The 6,527-nt window shown below is 72.6% G+C and carries 3 protein-coding genes and 1 pseudogene; 3 read left to right on the plus strand and 1 reads right to left on the minus strand.

Going from position 1 to position 6,527, the window contains the following annotated elements; genetic code table 11:
• Positions 1 to 135: 135 nt before the first annotated feature.
• The 3 genes from STRIP9103_RS30085 to STRIP9103_RS30095 all read left to right on the plus strand — a co-directional run bounded on the left by STRIP9103_RS30085 (position 136) and on the right by STRIP9103_RS30095 (position 6,023).
• On the plus strand, positions 136 to 2,268 hold the full coding sequence (locus tag STRIP9103_RS30085) for an ATP-binding protein (RefSeq protein WP_078614097.1): 2,133 nt from the start codon (positions 136 to 138) through the stop codon (positions 2,266 to 2,268).
• Positions 2,269 to 2,468: 200 nt separating this feature from the next.
• The gene (locus STRIP9103_RS30090; RefSeq protein ID WP_009326707.1) at positions 2,469 to 4,250 is read left to right on the plus strand and encodes a PucR family transcriptional regulator; all 1,782 of its coding nucleotides are present in this window, start codon (positions 2,469 to 2,471) and stop codon (positions 4,248 to 4,250) included.
• Positions 4,251 to 4,547: 297 nt separating this feature from the next.
• Positions 4,548 to 6,023, plus strand: coding sequence for an aldehyde dehydrogenase family protein (locus tag STRIP9103_RS30095; protein ID WP_009326722.1), 1,476 nt, complete (start codon positions 4,548 to 4,550; stop codon positions 6,021 to 6,023).
• A gap of 218 nt (positions 6,024 to 6,241) precedes the next feature.
• Here STRIP9103_RS30095 and STRIP9103_RS30100 read toward each other — a convergent pair.
• Positions 6,242 to 6,527, minus strand: a pseudogene (locus STRIP9103_RS30100) (rod shape-determining protein); the annotation flags it as partial.

Below are 6,527 nucleotides of genomic sequence, written 5' to 3' on the forward strand. Positions count from 1 at the left end.
TGAACCAGGGGCACGGAGGTAACGGACCGGCCCCAGCACCAGGTGCCCTGCCGCGTAAGCGGTGAACTCCCCTTGCCGGGGCGTTAGATTGGCTCGCTGATGGTGGACGGAACGGCTGGTCAGGGGGCAAGCGCGATGAACAGCGACGGGACGCGGGACGCGCAGGGCACACATACGAGTCCTGTACCGCGCCCTGCGGGGTCGCCGGAGATGCCGGCGGCGCCTCCGCGACCCGCCCACGCACCAGGGGTTCCGCCGCTGCCGGACGGGTCGTCCTTCCTCGCCTGGCTGCGGACCCCGCGACCGGAAGCGGCACCGGGCATGTGGCGCTTCGGCCACACCCCACGGCCCGACGAGGAACCCGATGAGGTCCCGGGCCGCCAACTGCTGAGCGGTGCCTTCATCGCCTTCCTCGTGGGCTGGCTGGTCTGGTCCCTGCTGCAGAACGGCTATCTCGGCAACTGGTGGTGGCTGCCGCTCCAACTCCTCGCCCCCGACTCCTGGCGGGGCGGCACCGGGGCGGGAGGCGAGGTCGGCACGTTCCTGCTCTACCGAGGTTACGAGTTGATCGTCGCCCTGGTGATCCTGGTCGGAGTGGGCCGACTCGGTCGCTGGGGTGAGGTGTGGCGCCGCTATCTCGCCCCCCGTTTCCGCAGTCGCCCGCCGGTGCAGGCGGCCCCCGCCGCTGAGGACGACCCCGCTCAGTGGAACCAACTGCGGGCGGCCGGAGCCGTCGACGCCGCCGACCGCCTGGTCGCCGACGCGAACGCCGGGCTCATGCGGGACGTCGACCATGCCCGGATCATGCGTGCCTGGCAGGGCGTACGCAGTGGCCGGCACAGCCTCGCGACGTTCACCGGTGCCGTGTTGAAGGACGGGGCGGCTGCCTGTCTGCACCCGTCCGGGGAACGCGACCTGCCGGGCCGTCTCGCCCAGCATGACCTGCTCACCGGCCAGGTCCGGCTGGGCGCCACCGCGAACGACCCCCGCAACCCGTATGCATACCGGGGCACGGGCCTCGCTCTGGGCCCCGATCTGCTCGGCACCTCCCTGCTGGCTGTCGGGCCCGCCGGATCGGGGAAGACCGGGAGCGTGGTGTGGCCCGTCGCCGAGTCGCTGTGCCTGCACGCGCTCGCCGGACGCGCGGCCGTGGTCGTCGTCGGTGCGGCGGGTGCCGGGCTCGGACCGGCCGACGCCTACGACGTCGTCGTACGTGTCGGGAACCCGGAATCCGTGTACGACCTCGATCTGTACGGAGGAACGACGGACCCCGACGAGGCCGCGGCCATATTGGCCGAGGCACTGGTCGGTGATCTCGCCGACCCGCACCCCGGTGGCGACAGCCGGCGCTCGACCACCGTGCTCGCCCAGCTCCTCGGACCCTTCCGGGCCGTGCACGGGCGCTTCCCGTCCGTGCCGCAGCTACGCCAGCTACTGGACGGGGCCCCCGGCCCGCTGGGCGAGTTGCGCGAGGCGCTCCAGCAGGCCGGGCAGGAGTCGCTGCTGCGGGAGCTGGACGCGAGGGAACGGCAGCTCGGCCATCCCGGGGACGTCGGGGGAGTGCTGGCCGATCGGATCGCGCTCCTCGACCGGCCCGCCTTCGCCGGGTTCTTCGACACCTCCGGACAGACCCGGCCTTTCTCCCTCCGAGCGCTCGACCATCCCGTACGGGTCCGTATCGACCTGCCCGAACGCGGCCACGCCGACGCCTCGCGCATCCTGGCCCGGCTGGTGCTCGCCCAGTTCACCGCGAGCGTGGCGGTACGGGAGGACCGGTCGCTGTTCGCCTGCCTGGTGCTGGACGACGCCACGGGCGTGGTGACGCCCGAGGCAGTACGCGGCATCCAGCGGCTGCGGTCCGCCAACGCCGGGACGGTGCTCACGTTGCGGACCCTCGACGACGTTCCCCGGCCGTTGCGCGGTCCACTGCTCGGCGCGACCGGGTGCCGGATGGCGCTGTCCGGGCTCACCCCCTGGGACGGGCAGGACTTCGCCGAGGTGTGGGGCAAGGAGTGGACCGAGGCACGCGACGTCACCGACCGGCAGATCATCGCGGACTCCCCGGCCGGGAAGGCCTGGCACGCCGTGCGACGGGTGATCACCGGGCACGCGCCGACCGCCCGGGCCGTCACCGTGCGGCAGGTCGAGCGGGAGCGGTGGTCCGCGTCCGAGTTGGCGCATGGGGTGCCGCCGGGGCATGCGGTGTTGTCGTTGACCAGTGTGCGGGGGGAGCACGCGCCGCCGTTGTTGGTGGATCTGCGCGGTTGAGGGTGGTCGGAGCGCGGAGGATGGCGGCCGACGCGTGGGGTGGTGTCGGCCGGGGCGCGGGCTGGTGGCTGGGGAGCTGTGGGTGTGGGGGTGCAGGACACCCGGCGGGAGGCTCGGGGGGACCGTACGGTGAGGCAGAATCGGGGCAGGTCGTTCATACGCGGCGGCCAAAGACGCCGATTCGAAGATCTGAAGGCCTCATGCCCCCGACGCTCGCCTCGCTCGTCCATCACTCCGCGCTCAAGCTGACCGTGCGGGCCGGTGGGGACCGGCTGGACGTGCCGGTGCGCTGGGCGCATGTGAGTGAGCTGGCGGATCCGGTGCCGTACATGGAGGGCGGGGAGCTGCTGCTGATCACCGCGTTGAAGTTGGACGCGGCGGATCCGGAGGAGATGCGGCGGTATGTGCGGCGGCTGGTGGGGGCGGGGGTGGTCGGGCTCGGGTTCGCGGTCGGCGTGAATTATGAGGAGATCCCCGAGGCGCTCGTCGACGCCGCCCAGAGCGCGGGGCTGCCGCTGCTCGAAGTGCCCCGGCGCACACCCTTCCTCGCCATCAGCAAGGCGGTGTCCGCCGCCATCGCCGCCGACCAGTACCGGGCGGTGACGGCGGGGTTCGCGGCACAACGGGAACTCACCAAGCAGGCCCTGAGCGACGGCCCCGAGGGACTGCTCGCGGCGCTCGCCGCGCAGGTCGACGGGTGGGCCGCCCTCTACGACGCCTCCGGTGCCGTCGTCGCGGTCGCGCCCGAGTGGGCCGAGCGGCGGGCCGGGCGGCTCACCGCCGACGTCGAACGGTTGCGCGACCGGCCCGCCCCGGCCAGCGCGGTCGTCGGCGGCGAGGACCGCGTCGAACTCCACTCCCTCGGCACCGGGCGCCGGGCGCGCGCCGCCCTCGCCGTCGGCACGGCGGCGGCCCTCGGCACGGCCGAGCGGTACGCCGTCCACTCCGCCATCGCCCTGCTGACCCTCACCACGGAACGGTCCCGCTCGCTGCACGCCGCCGAGCAGCGGATCGGCGCGGCGGTGCTGCGCATGCTGCTCGCCGGGGAGCCGGACCATGCGCGGGCCGTCGCCGGGTACCTGTACGGAGAGCTGCTGGACGCGCCGTTCCGGCTGATCCTCGCGGAGTCCGCCTCGGCGTCGGCGGCGCAGGCACGGGTGGACGGAGCCGTGGCCGGGGGCGGGAAAGGGGCCGGCGCCGGGGGCGGGGCCGTGGGCGCCGCCGTGGAGGGCGGCAGGACGACCACCGCTGCCGCGCGTGCCGGCGCTGCCGCGCTCGCCGTCGCCGACGCGAACGGTGACCCGCTCGGACGACTCGCCGAGGTCGTCGAGGCCGCCGCCGCGCGGGCCGGTGAGGCCGTGCTCGCCGTGCCCGACAGGGAACGGCTCGTCGTGCTCGCCGTGGACGGGGGTGCGGCGGTCGCCGCGTGCGGGGAGTTCGCGGTGGCCCTGGAGACGTCGCGGGCGGCGGTGCGGGAGCCGGAGGTCGGCATCCCCGCCGCCTCGGGCTCCGCCTCTTCGCCCGCCTCGGCCTCCGCCTCGGTCGAGGAGGAGGACCTCGTCGTCGGGTTGTCCGCGCCCGCCGGGCCCATCGCCGCCGCCGCCGCGTACAAGCAGGCCGAACAGGCGCTGTCCGTGGCCCGGCGCCGGGGGCGGTGCCTCGTCGAGCACGAGGAACTGGCCGCCGGGTCCGTCCTGCCCCTCCTCGCCGACGACGCCGTACGGGCGTTCGCCGACGGCATGCTGCGGGCCCTGCGCGAGCATGACGCCACGGGCCGGGGCAACCTCGTCGCCTCGCTGCGGGCGTGGTTGTCGCGGCATGGGCAGTGGGATGCGGCGGCTGCGGATCTGGGGGTGCATCGGCATACGTTGCGGTATCGGATGCGGCGGGTGGAGGAGATTCTGGGGCGGTCGCTGGATGATCCGGATGTACGGATGGAGCTGTGGCTGGCGTTGAAGGCTACGGCTGCGGTGGGGGAGTAGGGGCGTTTCCTCGCCTCCGCCGCCCTTACCCGTCCCTCCCCCGCTCTCGGTTTCGTGGGTGGGGGTCGCTCGTGCCCACGCGGCGGGGCCGCACATCGATACAGTCCCGTGCCCCTGAAGGGGCGCGGGGAACTGCGCGAGCAACCACATACGACACGCGCTATCGCGCCAATCCGGCGCACCCCCCACCCCGACTCATACGCGCCGGACAAGCGACCCTCCGTCGCCCCGGCCCTACCGTGGACCCCGGAATCGGAAGACGATGACGTACCAACCACCGAAGGGCCGGGAACGCTCATGACTGCCACCCATGCCTTCTGGCTCGCCGGCCGGCAGGCCGCTGGTGAGACCACGTTCGATGTGACCTCGCCGTGGGACGGCCGGCTGGTCGGCAAGGTGAGTGTGCCGACGGACACGCAGATCGAGGAGGCGGTGGCCGCCGCGTACGCCGTGCGGGACGAGTTCGCGGCGACGCCGGCGCATGTGCGGGCCGCCGCCCTGGACCACGTCAGCAGGCGGCTCGCCGAGCGGACCGAGGAGATCGCGCAGCTGATCTCCGCCGAGAACGGCAAGCCGATCAAGTGGGCCCGAGGGGAGGTCGGGCGTGCCGTGTCCGTTTTCCGGTTCGCGGCGGAGGAGGCCCGGCGGTTCAACGGCGGGGAGGCACAGCGTCTCGACACCGATCTGGGAGGGCAGGGGCGGCTCGCCCTCACGCGCCGCTTCCCCAAGGGCGTCGTCCTCGGCATCGCCCCCTTCAACTTCCCCCTCAACCTCTGCGCCCACAAGATCGCCCCGGCGATCGCGGCCGGCGTGCCGATCATCCTGAAGCCCGCCCCGGCGACCCCGCTGTCCGGGCTCCTCATCGGTGAACTGCTCGCCGAGACCGAAACCGAGACCGAGACCGCGACCGGGGCCACGCTCCCCGCCGGGTCCTGGAGCATCCTCCCGGTCGCGAACGACCGTATGCCCGCTCTCGTCCAGGACCCCCGGCTGCCCGTCATCTCCTTCACCGGCTCCGAGACGGTCGGCTACGGGATCATGGACTCGGTGCCGCGCAAGCACTGCACGCTGGAACTGGGCGGCAACGGCGCGGCCGTCGTCCTCGCCGACTACTCCTCCGACGCCGACCTCGACTGGGCCGCGAACCGTATCGCCACCTTCTCCAACTACCAGGGCGGCCAGTCCTGCATCTCCGTGCAGCGGGTGATCGCGGACGCGTCCGTGTACGAGCGGCTGCTGCCCCGTATCGTCGCCGCCGTCGAGGCCCAGGTCACCGGCGACCCGTCCGACGCCGCCACTGATGTCGGCCCGCTGGTCAGCGAGGACGCCGCCAAGCGGGTCGAGGCGTGGGTGCAGGAGGCGGTCGAGGCCGGCGCCAACCTCCTCACCGGCGGCAAGCGCGACGGCGCCTCGTACGCGCCGACCGTCCTCACCGACGTACCGGGCGAGGTGACGATCTCCTGCGAGGAGGTCTTCGGACCCGTCCTCACTGTGCAGAAGGCGGACGGGGAGGCCGAGGCCTTCGCCGCCGTCAACGACTCCAAGTACGGCCTCCAGGCCGGGGTGTTCACCCACGACCTGCGGACCGCCTTCCGCGCTCACCGTGCCCTGGAGGTCGGCGGCGTGGTCATCGGCGACGTCCCCTCCTACCGCGCCGACCAGATGCCGTACGGCGGTGCCAAGCAGTCCGGCGTCGGACGCGAGGGCGTGCGCTTCGCCATGGACGACTACACATACGAGCGGGTGATGGTGCTGACGGGGCTGGAGCTCTGAGCACGGCGAACCCCGAGAACCCCGAAGCAGTCCCCGGCAACCTCTAGCTTGTGACAATCATTTTCACGTAAGCTGGAGTCATATCCCGGGATGAAGGGCCGGGGCGGGAACCGGAGGGGCGCGTTGTGGAAGCTCGCTTTGTGGGAGCTCATGCCTCTATATCAACGATCCGCCGTACGAGAAGAGATCGTCTCGTACGGCGGAATCGAAGTGTTACGTCATCTGCGGGGCTGGGCGTCCAGCACCTGCTGCAACGCCTCGAACTCCTCGACGCACTTGCCGGAGCCGAGCGCCACGCTGTCCAGCGGGTCCTCGGCGATATGGATCGGCATACCGGTCTCCCGGCGCAACCGCTCGTCGAGACCGCGGAGCAGGGCACCGCCGCCGGTGAGGACGATGCCGCGGTCCATGATGTCGCCGGATAGTTCCGGTGGGCTTTGTCGAGGGTCGTCTTCACGGCGTCGACAATGGCGTTGACGGGTTCCTCGATCGCCTTGCGTACCT

The organism is Streptomyces ipomoeae 91-03, from assembly GCF_000317595.1.
Taxonomy (GTDB): Bacteria; Actinomycetota; Actinomycetes; order Streptomycetales; family Streptomycetaceae; genus Streptomyces; species Streptomyces ipomoeae.

Bases quoted from the DNA above. Each gene is read 5' to 3' on its own strand.
- STRIP9103_RS30090 (WP_009326707.1), top strand. From the start codon at position 2,469: ATGCCCCCGACGCTCGCCTCGCTCGTCCATCACTCCGCGCTCAAGCTG.
- STRIP9103_RS30085 (WP_078614097.1), top strand. From the start codon at position 136: ATGAACAGCGACGGGACGCGGGACGCGCAGGGCACACATACGAGTCCT.
- STRIP9103_RS30095 (WP_009326722.1), top strand. From the start codon at position 4,548: ATGACTGCCACCCATGCCTTCTGGCTCGCCGGCCGGCAGGCCGCTGGT.